The following is a 15,777-nucleotide window of genomic DNA, read 5'->3' on the forward strand; positions in this document are numbered from 1 at the left end:
GCGGAGGACGTTCAATCATTCTATTCAATCGAAATGAGCTCTTGTGTGCCCCATTTGGAACTACTTTTTACCACACCAAAATCAGGTACAAACCATTCGGTCATTTGCATTTTCACAGGAATAGCAATGCCCATATTCATGATCATTTTAGAGTCGTAGGTAATTTTATAAGCATCCCAGCTTCCTGCGGGCGTTGTGATCTTTTCCTTTGCCTCCACTTTACGGTTAGTAATATCAATGCTAATATTAGCCATCAAACCCGACTCGGCTTTCATATCCATATTAAAACTGGCATCGCTTAAAGTCTCGCCTACATGTAACGAGGAGGGATACTCCATAAAGGCACCCTTTCCATCCACTTCGGCATTTTTAAACTGCTGCGTTTGCTGCGGGTTCATCATCATCTTCATATCAATCAGCAGCTGGCCACTTTTGCACTGCATCGTGCCGGCGCCGCCTCCCAACAATTTTCCTTTTTTATCAAATACTTCAGATTTTACATTAGCGCTGGTCGTTCCTCCTGTTTTGGCTACACCCGATACTTTATAAACATATTTCCCATCCTGGTTACCCTTTCTGTCGTACATAGCCATGGTAACCGTTTTATTATTTTGTAAATAATAGTAATTACACTGCGCATAAATACCCGAACTGACCGCTAACAGCAATATAAAAATAAGGACCCGCATAATGAATAGTTTTATACTGCAAATTACTTTGCTTCACATCGCCCGGCAATCACTTAAATAGGTGAGTTTCCCGGCGAACTGTTGGCTTGCCGAATCTTTAAAACAAGAACGGCCGCCCGGGGCGACCGTTGTCTTGTAACCATAAACCCAAAACAAAAAACACTAATTCAACACACCATACTTTCCATTTTGAAATTCTTCCATCGCTTCATAAATTTCTGCCTGCGTATTCATTACAAAGGGACCATAACTGGCAATCGGCTCCTGGATAGGTTCCCCGCTTAATATTAATATAGTGCTATCTTTTGTTGCAGATATTTCCACCTCTTCTCCATCATTTTTAAACAATACAAAGCTATGCTCCTCAATTTCTTTACCGTTTACCGTAATACCTCCTTCTACTACCAGCAGTGCTGAATTATGACTGGCAGGAATACCCGTTGTTAAGCTGGCGCCGCTATTCAGCTTTACATTAAAAAGATTGACATCCGTGTAGGTTTCAGCAGCACCTGCATTACCATTAAAATTACCGGCAATAACATTTACTTCCCCGCCATTGCCGGGCAACACCACTTTACCTATATTTTCTTTGGTCAGGGATTGATAATGGGGCTGAGCAGATTTATCCTTTTTAGGCAAATTCACCCACAATTGTACCATTTCAAAAACACCTCCTTCGGCAGCGAAAGTCTCTTCATGATATTCTTTGTGCAAAATACCGGCCCCGGCTGTCATCCATTGTACATCGCCGGGATGAATAACACCACTGTTACCGGCACTATCATGATGGGCCACACTGCCTTTGTAGGCAACTGTAACTGTTTCAAAACCTTTGTGTGGGTGTACGTCAACACCACGGGGTTTATCAGTGGGTGAAAAATTAAAGGCTGCCGCAAAATCAAGCATTAAAAAAGGACTTAACCTTTGCTGGGTAACACCGCGGGGTATGAAATTAAAAACCCTGAATCCATCGCCAACCATACCGGCTTGTGTGGGACGGGTAATCACTCTTTCAATTGACTTTTTCATTTTTTTGATCTCCTTTAAAGGCAAAGCTAGATCAAAGAAAGGCAGTGTAAAATAACAAGGATTAAGTAAAAGAGTTAATCCAGGTTAAGTGCCAAGAACAGAAAATAGTATAACTTCCGGATTGCCATGTTTCGCGCAGAGAAGCAAAGGCCCAGAGGTTAATGTATATTGGTTATTGAACATTGAATCTTGAATATTCCCTCCATTCGCCCGTACTCGCTACTGCCATCCCTCCACTGGCTTACAATGTTTCTCGCAGAGTACGCAGAGGAGCAAAGGCACAAAGGTCAATGTATATTGGTTGCGAATATTTCTCTGTTGACCCCCACTTGCCACTTGCCGATCTCCACTAGCTGATAGTTTCACACAGAGCACGCAGAGGAGCAAAGGCACAAAGGTCAATGTATATTGGTTGCGAATACTTCTCTGTTGACCCCCACTTGCCACTTGCCGATCTCCACTAGCTGATAGTTTCACACAGAGCACGCAGAGGAGCAAAGGCACAAAGGTCAATGTATATTGGGTGCGAATATTTCTCTGTTGAACCCCCACTTGCCACTTGCTGATCTCCACTAGCTGATAGTTTCATACAGAGCACGCAGAGGAGCAAAGGCTCAGAGGTTAATGTATATTGGGTGTTGAACATTGAATCTTGAATATTTATTTCCGTTCATTCCTAATCCCATTTGCTACTCCCTACTAGCCTGTTTCACGCAGAGGGCGCAGAGACTAACGCATATTGTACGACATAAGATGTAAGATATACGGGCTACATTGAATATTTACCTATGGCAATCCCCAATCCCCTCTAGTTATCACCCATTAGCTTGCATATTTCTCGGAGGCGCAGAGCTTATTGGATCGTTGTATGTTACATATTCCTTCGATGCTGACCCTACCAGCTACTCACCATTCCCCTGCTCACTGTTTCCTAACCCTTCTTCATCGGCTGACTCAGCATCTTACTCATGAACTCCGGCGTGATACCAATATAAGAGGCAACATACTTCTGGGGAATACTTTGTATAAGAGACGGATATCTTTGGCAAAAGTTATTGTAGCGCTCCACAGCGGTGAGGCTTAAAGCATCTATCAATCTTTGCTGGGAGGTAGCGAGGGACCGCTCTGCCAGTATCCTGAAATAGCGTTCCAGTTGTGGCAGGGCCTGGTACATATCTTCTATATCCGATTGCTTTATCAAAAACACTTCGCTGTCTTCTATGGCATCAATACTCAGGTTCGACGGCGCATTATTGAGGAGGCTTTGCATATCCGCAATCCACCAACCGGCAGGAGCAAACTGCAAAATATGCTCCGTTCCGTTTTTATCAATAGAATAACTTCGTAAACAACCGGAATTAATAAACGCAATATGTTGCTGTATATCTCCTTCCTGGTATAAAAAGGTTTTTTTCTTCAGTTTCCGGGGCCTGAAGAAGGAAGTGAATACTTTTTGCTCTTCTTCATTCAGTGTTACCCGTTTTGAAATGCTCTGTAATAATAATTCGAAAGACATTGTTTAGCTGATGGTTTATAGTTGAGCCGGCAAATACCGTATTTAAAAATTCAGTAAATTACGAATACATGTTTCCAACCTGGCATGGGCCATAAAATTCGCTTCCAGGTCTTTATTAAAAGGTACCGGTGTATCCAGGGATGCACACCTCGTTACCGGGGCATCCAGCCGGTTAAAGCAATGCTCACCAATCCAGGCCGCTATTTCTGCACCAATGCCACCCGTCAACGTGTCTTCATGCAATACCAGCACTTTGCCGGTGCTTTCTGCGGCTTCTTTGATTGCCTCATAATCCAGCGGCAAAAGGGTTCTCAGGTCCAGGATTGCGATGGATACCTCGGGATGCGATGCTGCATATTCCTCGGCCCAAATAACACCCATTCCATAAGTGATAATAGCGATATCATCCCCTTGCTGTACCCACCTGGCTTTACCAATGGACACTTCAAAACTTTTATCGGGCACAGGAGCGGAGAGACTGCGGTATAAAGCTTTATGCTCAAAAAATAATACCGGGTTGGGATCATTGATAGCCGCGATCAACAGGCCTTTTGCATCGGCAGGGGTAGCCGGATACACAACCTTCAAACCAGGCACATGTGTAAACCAGGCCTCATTGCTTTGGCTATGAAAAGGCCCTGCACCAACACCACCACCCGTAGGCATGCGTATGACCACATCGGCCTGCTGTCCCCAACGGTAATATAATTTCGCCAGGTTATTAACGATCTGGTTAAAAGCCATGGTGGCAAAATCTGCAAACTGCATTTCTACTACTGATTTATAACCTTCCAAACTCAGTCCCAATGCAGCCCCCACCACTACGCTCTCACAAATCGGAGTATTGCGGATCCTGTCTTTTCCAAATTCCTCCAATAAGCCTTCGGTCACCTTAAAGGCGCCGCCATATTCCGCAATGTCCTGTCCCATTATCAACAGGTTATCATGTAACCTCAACGATTGCTGAAGACCTTCTTTAACGGCTTCTATAAAACGCTTCTCCGAAACATTACTATCAGCTGTGTAGAACAAGTCAACCTGCTCATGAGGAGCATATACATCGCTCACCTCAACCGCTGTGTCGACAACAAGAGGAAGCGCCTTTGCATCTGCCAGCTTCAGCTCTTCTTCAATTGCGGCTTTAAAACTATCCCTGACTGAGCCTATTTCCTCTTCCGTTAACACGCTCTCCCCGATAAGATATTGTTCAAAGTTGGCGACAGGATCTTTCTTTTCCCAAAGCTCAAATAGCGCTGAGGGTACATATTTGGTGCCGCTCGCTTCTTCATGTCCACGCATACGGAAAGTGGCGCACTCAATTAAATAAGGTTTTTGATTTTTGAGGCAATAATCCCGTACCCCTCTAACCGTATCGTAAACAGTTAAAAGATTATTGCCGTCGATTGTGATACCTTCTATACCATAGCCTTTGGCTTTCTCTGCCAGGTTAATGCACCGATACTGTTCATTAGTGGGTGTGCTCAGCGCATACCCATTATTTTCTATTAAAAAAATCACAGGCAAATCCCAAACGGCTGCCAAATTTAAAGCTTCATGAAAATCGCCCTCACTGGTACCTCCTTCGCCTGTAAAAGCCAGGGATACTTTTTCTTTTTGACCCAGCTTATTAGCCAATGCAATACCATCGGCAATAGCCAGCTGTGGACCCAAATGTGAGATCATACCGCAAATATGGTGCGCCCTGCTTCCGAAATGAAAGCTTCTTTCGCGGCCCTTACTATAGCCGTTCTGGTTACCCTGCCACTGGTTGAATAACTGGTGTAAGGGCATTTGCCGGGTGGTAAACACACCCAGGTTTCTATGCAGGGGCATGATCCACTCGTTCTGTTGAAGCGCCAGCGTTGCCCCTACTGCTATCGCCTCCTGGCCAATCCCGCTAAACCACTTGCTCACTTTTCCCTGGCGCAGTAATACCAGCATTTTTTCCTCGATAAGCCGCGGATATACCAGGCTCCGGTACATTTGGATGAGCTGCGCATTAGAAAGATTTTTCCTGTCGAAAAGCATACTACAAACGTAGGCTTTTTTGGTGTACGAAATATGAAGTGCCGGTTAATGCAGGTATCCGGAGACCTCTTATGTTAATAGTTAAAAGCCACAGCCGTAAAATATTTGGCATATAGCTTGTTTAATTATTGTATTTTGTAATACCATCATATGCGAAAAGCCATACTGTTTAGTTTTTTTATTGTAGCAGCTCTAAGCCTGCATGCCCAGTACAGATCTGAACGGTATGATACCAGTTACTATATTTCGTATCGCCATAAATTAACGTTAGGCGCCATTGCTGCCAAAAAGAACACGGTTTTTAAAACGGATGCTTCCAGTGCCGAAAACTCTTTAAAGTATTTATCCAACAGTCCCGGCCGGCTGGGTATTTCGGGCTCTCACGACTTTGTGGGCCTGGCCGCTACTTTTGGTGTTGGCCGCCTGGATCCGTCTTATAAACCCGAAAGAGGTAAAACCAAGCAAACCAACCTGCAGCTGAGTATTACGGGCCGGAAAGTGTTGGCCGATATTTATTTTCAAAATTATAAAGGTCTTTATGTAAACAGCGGGTACAATATTGCACCGGTGGGTTTGCCTAATTATACCCGGCCCGATATTGAAACCCGTCTTTACGGAACTACGGTGAACCTGATCCAAAACAGCCGGAAATTTAGTGCACAGGCGGCCTTTTTACTCGATGCCTGGCAAAGACGATCTGCCGGTTCTTTATTGTATGGCGGCGAGTTCTTTTATGGTTCGGCTAAAGGAGACAGTGCTTTTATTCCTTTTCAGCTTAAAGATGAGTTTCCTCATGCAAATGTTTCGAAGCTGGATTTTATTACGTTCGGTCCCGGGGTGGGATACGGTTATACGCTGGTAGTTAAAAAGCACTTTTTCGCTACCGCTATTGCTTCCTTCAATGCGGATGTCAGCTATATTAAAGAGCAGGATGACAACCATACGCAGCATTCGTTCTGGAAATTCAACCCAAACCTGAAGGCAAAGGGGGCCATTGGCTATAATAGCGAAAACTGGGGTATTGCTTTTTCTTATGTCTCCAACCGGTTGTTTTTTAAGGGCCTGGAGGGCGACTCCCGCTACCTGAACTATAATGACAACTACAAATTAATGTACGCCCGGCGTATCAATGCCGGTAAATCCATTCCGAAACTCACCAGGTTTGCAGGTAAGATTATTAATAAGGTGGGATTGGGATTCCTGATTAATTAAAACTACACCACCACCAGCTCATAAAAATCTTCAGGCAACAAATATTTGTTAGCGGTTTCCTGTAATTCCCCCGCGGTAATATTTTTAATATTAGAAATATAGCGGTTGAAAAACTCATTGTCCAGATCGTTTAGAATAACGTTCTTCCAGCGGGCAATCATCTGGAAGGGTCCATCCAGGTCGCCCAATATAGAGCCCATCATAAAGTTTTTCACCAGCATTAATTCCTCTTCATCCACCGCTTCATCCCGAAGAATTTCCATTTCCCTATACACTTCGCTAATGGTGGCTTCACTTACATCACGTCCGGCTTCGGTAGTAATCATCCATCCATTCTCCCGTTTATTACCCATCAGGTAACTATGTATACCATAGGTATAACCTTTCTCTTCACGGATATTGGCCATCAGTCGACTACCAAAGAATCCACCCAATACCACGTTCAATACCTGCGCCTTCAAAAAGTCGGGATGATGACGGTTTTCAAAATGCCTCGCCAACCGGATGGAACCCTGTGCACTTTTCTCATCATTGATCACCCGGTGCTTTTTTTGAAGATCGGGCGCAACAATATGTTGTTTGTCGGCAGGAGCCAGGTTATCAAAATCGCCAAAATAGTGATCCAGCAGTGTTTTGATGTTGGCAGGCAGTTTACCCGCCACGAACAACTTAAACTGTCCTTTTTTATAGTACTGTTGATAAAAATGGAGCAGACCTTCCCTCGTCAGTGCATCAAAATCTTCGTGCCTGCTGAATTGACCATAGGGATGGTGTTCTCCAAACAGATAAGTATCTATCAATCTCCCCGCCACAAAGCTGCTTTTCTTCAGGTTTACATCCAGTTTTTGTTTCATGTTCTGGATGGCTATATCCATTTCGCTCTGCAGCAGGGTAGACTCCGAGAAAATATCTCTCACTACCGGCAGCAATTTTTCAATATGTTTTGACAGGCAGTGAAGGGTTACAGACGAGTATTCCGACCCGCTGTTGCGGTTTAAGTATGCGCCATAATATTCAAAGTGCTCATTGATTTCGAATGCGGTTTTAGAAGTAGTGCCATTCTTCAACAAAAAATTGGTAACCCCCGCTTCCAGGTTTTTCTCTTCAAACCAGTTGCCGGCACTAAATACCCATTCTATTTGTAATACTTCCTCCGAGCCTGCATCTATGGCATAGACCTCTACGCCGTTTCGTAAAACATATTTTTGATAGGGTTGTAACTGTAGATTAAAATTTACCGCGTCAACAATAGCCGGCGCTATAGTTCTGTTAAGCATGAAATGAAAATTAAGGCGACAAACGTACATTAAATTTTTCTCCGGAAAAGTTCTTTTTTCAATAGGCCTAACTATCTGACGGAAATAATTCATCACATTTTTATGCTGTTTCGTCACATCTATCCTCTAATTCAGAAGGTAGCGGTGTAATCTTGCATAACAAATCAATAAAAATGAAAGCAAAAGAAATATATAACAAAGTCGAATTCTGGCTGGTAAGCATTTTGGCCGCAATATTCGTTTTCACCTTATTGGTTATGAGTAAAGATGCCAATGATGGCAGCCATAGCTATTGGAGATTTCATGAATATAATATCCGTTTCAATTTTTATAAACATCTTTTTGTCCCCTACCTGGCGCAGATCATTATTTATTACTCAGCTTTTGTTTTTCTAACAAGGTATGCCAGCGAAATAAAGGACGAATGGACCAAAACCGGTTCGGTATTCGGGTCCTTCTTAATTGCTGCCACGCTGATATCCATTACCAATACTTATATAGATGGATGGAAGTTTGCTCAATTTGACACCAAAGACGAAGTGTATAACGACGTATTCACCGACGGCTTTACAACTGTTGCTATTATTTACATTTTATTTATTGCCTACTATTCGCTTAAAGAGGTACTGTTTACGGTTCTAAAAGGCAGAAAACTAAACGCACAGGGGAAAAAGGGATTTTTGTTTACATTTTTAGCCCTGGCTTGCTGGCTTTCCATTTTCGCAATACTAATGGCCAATAGTGCTCACGAGGTAGCTGCCTTCTGGATGGTGGGCGTTCCTTATGCAGCACTGCTTATATTTTTGCATTCCCGCTTTTTAATCCCCCTGGCTGGTGAAAGAAAATATAAAAGCCGCTCCTACTGGCTGCGTATCATTCCTATTATTTTCCTGCTAAACCTGCTGGCTGCGGGAATCGCTTATGGCATCGCCGGTCATGGTGAATATGGCGCTTACCTTGCAGTTTTCCTGGTTCTCGGATTTTTCTTTGTCATTCCATTAAGCTGGTACATTGCCAGAAACCAGGTTGAAAAAGAAGTGTTGCAAACAGCGCTGGGCTCATCGCAGGCCAACCTGAGTTTTTTACGCTCGCAGATCAATCCTCATTTCTTGTTTAATGCATTAAATACGCTGTACGGTACCGCCTTACAGGAAAATGCAGACCGCACCGGAGAAGGCATTCAAAAACTGGGCGATATGATGCGGTTTATGTTACATGAAAACATGCAGGAAAAAATATCACTGGCGCGTGAGATAGACTACCTGAATAATTATATCGATCTGCAAAAGCTTCGTACTGTTACAAGCCCCAATATTATGATACAAACCAATATTGAAGAACAGCTCAACCGGTTGGATATTTCTCCCATGCTGCTGATACCTTTTGTGGAAAATGCATTTAAACACGGAATCAGTTTGCAACAACCATCGTTTATCAATATTTCATTGCATACCAAAGATCATATGTTGTATTTCGATGTAAACAACAGTGTGCATGTAAAGAACGAGTATGATCCTGAAAGAATGAAAAGCGGCATCGGATTGCAAAATGTAAAACAAAGACTGGCACTGCTGTATCCTAAAAGACATGAGTTGATTATCAGGGAAAGCGCAAAAGAGTTTTTTATACACTTAACGATTAATCTATAACTCACTCTTAAAAATCTCTTTATGAAATATCTTCCTTTTATACTGTTGTTATTGATTGCATTTAGTTGTTCTATCAACAGCGACTATGTAACACAAACTGAAACAAAAACGGTGAATAACAATGGAGTCAAATCTAGTGTACGCATCACTAAAAAATTGCGAAAAACAGATAAACTACCCGTGTCCATTCTGGTTGAATCAAAAAGCAGGGATGTGTCTTTTGAAGGTTTGGACAGCATTTATTATGATGCCAGCGGCAATACTATACGTACCCGGTCATTTGAGAAGAAGAACGGGCAATGGGTATTGATAAGAAGCCAGGGCCGGGATGCAGTAAAGGCTCTTTAAATAACTTACCTTTAATATAAAAAGTTTTGATCGCCATAGCTATAGATGATGAGCCGATTGCCCTGGAAGTAATTAAAAGTCATGCCGCTAAAGTTCCTTTTGTTGATTTAAAGGCTACTTTCACCAATGCTTTTGAAGCCATCGGCTTCCTACAAAAAAATAAAACGGATCTGTTATTCCTGGATATTAAAATGCCGGACATCAGCGGCATCGAGTTTTTCAAATCACTAACCAACCCGCCGATGGTTATTTTTACTACGGCTTACAGTGAGCATGCGGTGGAAGGATTTGAGGTAAGTGCTATAGATTATTTATTAAAACCCTTCTCGCTGTCAAGATTCCTGAAAGCCTGTACCAAGGCCAATGAGCTACTGTCCTTCAAGTCAGGAGTCAGCCGGCACACAGATCATATTTTTTTGAAAGATGGTTACGAGCAGGTAAAAATTATGTTTGATGATATTTTATACATCGAAGCATCCGGCAACTACCTGAATATCTTTTTAAAAGATCAGCCAAAGATAATGACGCGGTCTACTATTAACGACCTGGCTATGCAATTACCTGAAAATGACTTTACCCGGGTACACAGAAGCTATATAGTAAACAACAGGCATATAGAAAAGTACAACAAGCAGGCTGTTTTTATCGGCTTTACAGAAATTCCTATAGGCAACACTTACCAGTTTCCTGCAAAATAACAACCGGTTTTAAAAGTCGCCCGGTTTTTTACAGCCTTTTATTTCGTTTTGGATAAATAATATAAGGTACTGCTGTTTTCCTCTGTCAGGATTTGTTTTGCAGCTTTGTTAATGGCGGCCACACTTACTGCTGCATATTTCTGTAACTCGGTATTCATCAAATTTGCGTCGCCCAGTAACTCGTAGAAAGCCAGGCTGGTGGCGCGGTTAAGCACGCTCATGTCTTCAAAAGCCATTATGCTTTCGGTTTTGTTCTTCACTTTTTCCAGCTCTTCATTCGTTATTAAATTATCTTTAATCTCCTGTAAAATAGCTTCAACAGCGGCTTCTGCTGCTTTGATATCTACCCCTTTTACCAGCTTACCTTCAATAGTTAATAACCCCGGGTCGATGCTGCCAAAATGATAACATTGAATGCTGACAAATAACTGCAGCTCTTTCACCAGCTTCTGGTATAACCTGGAAGATTCTCCGCCGCCTAAAATGTCTGTCAACAGATCCATAGCATGGTACTGATCGCTCAAACGTCCTTCAATATGCCAGGCTTTATAAAACCCATCCAGGGGAACATCGGCTTTCACTTCTTCTGTTCTTGCTTCATTTTGAGTAGCCTCAACTGGCAGGTTGCGATCTCTTTTCTCTCCCGCCTCTATATCACCAAACCATTTTTCAGCCAATGCTTTTACCTGGCTGGTTTCTACATTTCCGGCTACCACCATTACCGCATTATTAGGGCGGTAATGCTTAAAGAAGAAATCTTTTACATCCTGAAGCCGGGCCTCTTCAATATGAGAAAGCTGCTTGCCAATGGTCATCCATTTATAGGGATGATTTTTATATGCGAGCTCCCGCATTTTAAACCAGGCATCCCCGTATGGTTTATCGATATAATGTTCTTTAAACTCTTCGCAAACCACTTTACGTTGTACTTCGAGGCTTTTTTCGCTAAACGCCAATGATAACATGCGATCGCTTTCCAGCCAAAAAGCGGTTTCCAGGTTTTCGGAAGGCAGCTGGATATAGTAATTAGTCAGATCGTTGGTAGTGTAAGCATTGTTCTCTCCCCCGGCCATTTGTAAAGGCTCATCATACTCTGGTATGTTTACCGAGCCGCCAAACATCAGGTGTTCGAATAAATGCGCAAAGCCGGTTTGAGACGGATCTTCGTCGCGGGCTCCCACATCGTATAAAATATTCATTACCGCCAGTGGTGTCGATTGATCCTGGTGCACAATCACCTTTAACCCATTCTCTAATACAAACTTTTCAAACTGAACCATGCAGCGAAAGTAAGGGGATTTACAATTTTTACAATGCAGACCAGAAAACGAATTGCCGGCACTCAGTAAAAAAACCTAAGTGCCGGTATTTATCAACCAAATGTACTTTAGAATTTAAAGGTCATACCTGCTGCGAACCGGCGCGGCATCTGTTTTTCGATAGTGGTCCAGCCACCAAAGTATTCTTTGTTGGCAATATTATCGGCTTTTATAGTCAGGCGGTATTTTTTGGTGTCGTAAAAAACACTGGCATTCAGCACTGTATACTCCGGCAAATAAAAATCACCGGTGGGAAGTGAGCTGGTAATCAGGTTTTTACCCGAATAGTTGCCTCCAAAGCCAGCACCCAGTCCCTGTAGCTTACCAGTAGCTGTCGTATAGCTGATCCATAAATTAGCCAAGTTGGCTGGCCCAGCGCTGGTGGGTCTTCTACCATCGGTGGCGGGAGCTGCCTTTTGTATACGACTATCATTATAACTGTAACCCGCAATAACATTAAGACCTAATGCCGGGTTGGCTACCAGGTCAAACTCAAGGCCTTTACTTCTTTGCTGGCCGTCCTGAATGGTTACATTGATCGGTGTTCCGCTTCCATTATCCACCGTAATACTGCGTGTAATATTCTTCACAAGGATGTCATAATAGCTGGCAGCGAATAATAATTTATGATTAAACAGGTCCAGCTTAACTCCTCCTTCTTTTTGGTCCGCCTGTTGGGGCTCCAGGTTTACCGGGTAGCCTGCCTGTTCGTTAGAAGGAATCGGCGCAACATTGCGGAAACCATTCATATAGTTGGCAAAAAGACTCACTTTATCTTCAACCACCTGGTAGACCAATCCAAATTTAGGTGACACGGCGTTTTGGTTATACTTTCCAGATCTGACACCCGTATTAAAATTGATGGTGGGCTTATTATCAAAATGATCGAAGCGAAGACTCAGCATCGCCATCAATTGAGGTGTAATATTAAATACATCGGAAACGTAAGCACTGTACGTATAATTATCTGCTCTGTTGTGTATCGGCGCTCCGCCTGCAGCAGATTTTGCATCTACTGCTGCGCGGTTTAACTGGCCATAACGGGGATCATTTTCCCTGGTCACATTTACAAAATCAAATAAAGTGGTGGCCGGACTTTGATTGACTGCCTGTATATGCATTACATCTATACCAGCGATAACCCTGTTCCTGAATTTTCCAATATTGAAATCGCCGATAAAATTTTGCTGGAAATCTGTTGTGTAATTAGTTGTATTCTGGTAATATACATATCTTGAAATCAGTGTATCATTAGCGGCAATAGTACCCGCAGCACTACCATCCAAAAACATAATATAAGAATAATAACCATCACTCTTACGAACACTACGGGCTATATTAGTTTGGGAAGTCCATTTGTCGGACAGCTTGTAACTTACCTGTCCAAATACATTAAAAGTGGGTGTTTTATAAGTGATATCATTGCTGGTATAGGATTTATCAAAATCCATATTCAGCTCCTGCACCGTTTTCGCAATTAATGGTCGCGATCTGTTTAAAAAGATCATGGTAGCATTGGTGGCTTCCGCATTCAGTATCTCTGCATTAATCAGGAAGGAAAGCCTGTTGTTAACTTTGTAAGAAAAAGAAGGCGCAATAAACAAAGACTTTTTAAAGCCCGCATCCTGGAAGCTCCCTTCACTATGATAAGCTGCGTTTAGCCTGAACAGCGCAGACTTGTCTTCATTTACAGGAGTATTAATATCAGCGGTGATACGGCTCAGACCAAACCCGCCAACAGTATAATTAAGCTCACCTCCAAAGCTATGGTAAGGTTTTTTAGTTACAATATTCAGCAATCCGCCAAATGAAATAAGACTGCTCCCAAATAAGGTACCCGAAGGACCTTTAATTGCTTCTATTCTTTCGATGTTAGCGGGGTCTACACCACCATTGGTAAGTCCCGGAACACCATTGATCATGGTAGGCTGCACACTAAAGCCGCGCATTGAAAAGTAACCCGCACCATCTCCCGGACGGCCTGTAGAACTCCAAAGCCGGCTAACACCAGGTGCATTTTTAAGCGCATCGTCAAGACTAACCACCACCTGCTCTTTCATCAGATCCTTGGATATTACATTGTATACCTGGGGGTTCTCCAGGTTCAGCAGCGGCATTTTAGAAACATGTGTACTGGTACGATTAGCAAAACGGTTTTTAGCGCTGGTTACCACAATTTCGGTAAGCTCCTCATATGATAATTCCAGCCGGATCTGAACACGGGCTGTTTTTCCATTTTCTACTGTAACATTTTCCTGCCTGGTTTCATAACCCACCAGACTAATTTCCAACTGGTAATCGCCGGGTTGAATGCCATTAATCAAAAAACTTCCTTCTTCGTCAGTAAATGTGCTCCTTTTGGTATTCTTTAAAGTAACATTTACGCCAACGGCCGGCTGCCCGTCACTGGTAGTTACTTTTCCTCTTATAGCTCCTCCGGCCTCTTCATTAATATTGCCGGCAAAAGTTGTGGATGCTGCTAAAATTAATATAATGGTTGCCAGCCAGTTAAGAACTGCTTTTGTTTTTTGTTGATCAATCATTGCGTGCTACTCTTTGTTTAAGATGCGTAAAATTGTTGCGGGTAGCACGAAAGAGGCTTACGAATTACGGAAAAATATTCACTAAATGACAGTTCAATTACAATTACCTGCTATGGCCGCGCTCTGAAAGTATCATCCCCCATTCCTCCTACGCGTATCTTAAATCCTTCCCGAAACTCATTAGATATGGTTTGATTAGGTATTGCCTTGCCATTAAGGATATTAATTACATTCATCTTCTTCACCAATAGTGAGTCATTTCTTTTAATAATCACTTCCACACGGCCATAAACCGACTGGAGGGCATGCTTTAATTCATTCAGTGTCATGCCAAATTTTTTATTAACAGCCAACACTGCATCACCAGGCAGCAAGCCGGCGTTATCTGCAGGCGAACCTTTGGGAATATCGCCTATAACTACGCTTCCTTCCAGCAGGTAAAGCTCAAGTCCCGAATAAGCGTAATCAAAAGGATCTCTGAAAAACTTATTAGGTACAATATGTATCTGGCGGTTTCTATAGTTCAGGATACAGTTAAACCGCCTGAAAACGTCATTACCGATCAAACCTCCATAGGTGGGGTAGGAGGTAATATTATAAATATCGTCGAAAATATTGATGGGCACATTTCTGAATTTATACGGCCCTATTTTCAGTTCTTTCATGACACTTAAGTCAAACGATACTTTTCCCCCTAAACCCTCACCTTGTTTTAAATATCTTTTTCGCTTGCTTTTCAAAAATCCTTTTTCTTCCATATAATCTTCCGAAAAAAGAACAGTCAGGCCGGCGCCTATATCGAATAAATAATTAAAGTCCTGTTTAGATGCATCTTTTACTTCCGACTGTAAATAAGGGATGGTCGATATCCGGGGCCGCATGGTATACCCCCCTCTGGGATATTTCATAGTACCATTGCTCCAAAACGACAGCTCCTGGTTTTCATAATCAATTTTTACTATATATCGGCTTAATAATGAATATCCGACAATCCCATCTATTTTTTCCCCATATAACGCAGATAAAACCTCGTAGTCTACGACATGAAAATTGAGGCTATCCACCACCAGGTTGTTGAGTTTTAACTGCCGGTCTTTTAAAAAACCAACTTTCCGTGTACCGCCAATACCCCTGATCATGCGTTCAGGCTCGGAGGGTTGTAATCCCAGTGATATCACCGTAGCTGAGTCGAGCGAAATGCCTCCGCTTCCCGTGTCCAGCACAAATGCCAGAGAGTCTTTAAAATGATCCAGTAAAGCCTTAAAAACAATAACGCCGCCCGTAAATTGTGTAAAATTAATTTTGGTAAGCTCCCGGCTGGGGGGATCAACAAACTCTTCCTGCCCACATATAACATGTGTTGTAAATAAGGTAATGAGCAGCAAAAGCAGTATCTTTTTCATTATAGAAGCCAGTTCTCCTAAAGTTACAATATTTTAAAGCTGTTTTTGCTGCTTTTAGTACAAACG

At 42.5% G+C, this 15,777-nt stretch carries 12 protein-coding genes; 4 read left to right on the forward strand and 8 right to left on the reverse strand.

Annotated features, from left to right (window positions below):
* Positions 1–20 precede the first annotated feature (20 nt).
* The 4 genes from U0035_RS12880 to U0035_RS12895 all read right to left on the reverse strand — a co-directional run bounded on the left by U0035_RS12880 (position 21) and on the right by U0035_RS12895 (position 5,262).
* Entirely contained in the window at positions 21–689 is a 669-nt protein-coding gene (locus U0035_RS12880; protein ID WP_114790187.1) for a TapB family protein, read from the reverse strand.
* A 162-nt stretch (positions 690–851) separates the two neighbouring features.
* Entirely contained in the window at positions 852–1,718 is an 867-nt protein-coding gene (locus U0035_RS12885; RefSeq protein WP_114790188.1) for a pirin family protein, read from the reverse strand.
* A 931-nt stretch (positions 1,719–2,649) separates the two neighbouring features.
* The gene (locus tag U0035_RS12890; protein WP_114790189.1) at positions 2,650–3,234 is read right to left on the reverse strand and encodes a Crp/Fnr family transcriptional regulator; all 585 of its coding nucleotides are present in this window, start codon (positions 3,232–3,234) and stop codon (positions 2,650–2,652) included.
* 42 nt (positions 3,235–3,276) lie between these two features.
* Positions 3,277–5,262 carry an alpha-ketoacid dehydrogenase subunit alpha/beta gene (locus tag U0035_RS12895; RefSeq protein ID WP_114790190.1) on the reverse strand — a complete coding sequence of 662 codons (1,986 nt, stop codon included), beginning with the start codon at positions 5,260–5,262 and terminating at the stop codon, positions 3,277–3,279.
* A gap of 150 nt (positions 5,263–5,412) precedes the next feature.
* Between U0035_RS12895 and U0035_RS12900 the strand changes: the two genes are divergently transcribed.
* On the forward strand, positions 5,413–6,474 hold the full coding sequence (locus tag U0035_RS12900; protein WP_114790191.1) for a DUF4421 family protein: 1,062 nt from the start codon (positions 5,413–5,415) through the stop codon (positions 6,472–6,474).
* A gap of 2 nt (positions 6,475–6,476) precedes the next feature.
* Here the strand turns inward: U0035_RS12900 and U0035_RS12905 are convergent, their stop codons facing one another.
* Positions 6,477–7,751 (reverse strand): M16 family metallopeptidase, encoded by a 1,275-nt coding sequence (locus tag U0035_RS12905; protein WP_114790492.1) that lies wholly within the window; start codon positions 7,749–7,751, stop codon positions 6,477–6,479.
* A 173-nt stretch (positions 7,752–7,924) separates the two neighbouring features.
* Between U0035_RS12905 and U0035_RS12910 the strand changes: the two genes are divergently transcribed.
* Genes U0035_RS12910 through U0035_RS12920 form a run of 3 tightly spaced genes read left to right on the forward strand, consistent with a single transcriptional unit; the run spans position 7,925 to position 10,446 of the window.
* Positions 7,925–9,400: a sensor histidine kinase gene (locus tag U0035_RS12910; RefSeq protein ID WP_114790192.1), complete on the forward strand. Its 1,476-nt coding sequence runs from the start codon at positions 7,925–7,927 to the stop codon at positions 9,398–9,400.
* Between the two features lie 21 nt (positions 9,401–9,421).
* Positions 9,422–9,748, forward strand: coding sequence for a hypothetical protein (locus U0035_RS12915; RefSeq protein ID WP_114790193.1), 327 nt, complete (start codon positions 9,422–9,424; stop codon positions 9,746–9,748).
* A 26-nt stretch (positions 9,749–9,774) separates the two neighbouring features.
* Positions 9,775–10,446: a LytR/AlgR family response regulator transcription factor gene (locus U0035_RS12920; RefSeq protein WP_114790194.1), complete on the forward strand. Its 672-nt coding sequence runs from the start codon at positions 9,775–9,777 to the stop codon at positions 10,444–10,446.
* Between the two features lie 38 nt (positions 10,447–10,484).
* On the opposite strand, the gene U0035_RS12925 is transcribed toward U0035_RS12920, so the two are convergent.
* The 3 genes from U0035_RS12925 to U0035_RS12935 all read right to left on the reverse strand — a co-directional run bounded on the left by U0035_RS12925 (position 10,485) and on the right by U0035_RS12935 (position 15,711).
* A complete protein-coding gene (locus tag U0035_RS12925) occupies positions 10,485–11,726 on the reverse strand; it encodes a M16 family metallopeptidase (protein ID WP_114790195.1) in 1,242 nt (413 codons plus the stop codon).
* A 107-nt stretch (positions 11,727–11,833) separates the two neighbouring features.
* Positions 11,834–14,308 carry a TonB-dependent receptor gene (locus U0035_RS12930; RefSeq protein ID WP_114790196.1) on the reverse strand — a complete coding sequence of 825 codons (2,475 nt, stop codon included), beginning with the start codon at positions 14,306–14,308 and terminating at the stop codon, positions 11,834–11,836.
* 110 nt (positions 14,309–14,418) lie between these two features.
* Positions 14,419–15,711 (reverse strand): aspartyl protease family protein, encoded by a 1,293-nt coding sequence (locus tag U0035_RS12935; RefSeq protein WP_114790197.1) that lies wholly within the window; start codon positions 15,709–15,711, stop codon positions 14,419–14,421.
* Positions 15,712–15,777 lie beyond the last annotated feature (66 nt).

The organism is Niabella yanshanensis, assembly GCF_034424215.1.
Classification (GTDB): domain Bacteria; phylum Bacteroidota; class Bacteroidia; order Chitinophagales; family Chitinophagaceae; genus Niabella; species Niabella yanshanensis.